Raw genomic sequence first — 746 nt, 5'->3', positions numbered from 1 at the left:
TACCTTTTCATCGAGGTCAACGGCTCCAAGGTTTTAGATCTTTCTCCGGTGGACGGATTGACCGTTGTGAAAATGCATCTGGAAAAACAAAAAATAAAGAGTTAATCTGCATGCGAATTCGAATCCGAAGCCGCGGAAGGAATGGAGAGAATCCGCCATTTTGAAAATTTGTTTCTTCTTTCTCTCCTGATTGTTTTCGTTGAATGAAACGGTTATTTAAATTTTTTCCGTTGAATCGAATTTACTTATTGCCTATATCTTGAATTTAATGTTTCTTTTTTGGTTAGAGGAGGAGGGGGAGGAGGAGGGGAGGGGAGGGAGAGGGAGAGGGAGAAGGAAATTAATTTCCGGGAAATTGAAATTTTTTCTTTCTTTTTTTTTTTTTGAACGCTTCCAATTTCGACTTTTCAATGAGATTCTGGCGATTTCTCGTCGAATCGATTCTAAAATTCTTTCGAAATTGGAAAATGAAATCGCGGTTCAAAGAAGGGACCGGAGCGAAACCAAAGCGAAAAGAATGCGAATTCAAGATGGAAGGCGGCGATTTTGGCGCCATTTTTTGAAATCATTTTTCGTTCGAAACAAGATTGAAATTTTCGAATTTCCAATTCGCAATTTGATTTTCGCTTGATTTCATTTTCGCGATCGCGATCGCGAATGAGAATTGAATTGAATTGAATTGAATTGAATTGAATGAGAAATCAATTTACCATTCAGCGATTTTTTTTAATTAAATTGGATCGATT

This window comes from Sodalis-like endosymbiont of Proechinophthirus fluctus, from assembly GCF_001602625.1.
Taxonomy (GTDB): Bacteria; Pseudomonadota; Gammaproteobacteria; order Enterobacterales; family Enterobacteriaceae.
This window is presented reverse-complemented; position numbering follows the sequence as displayed.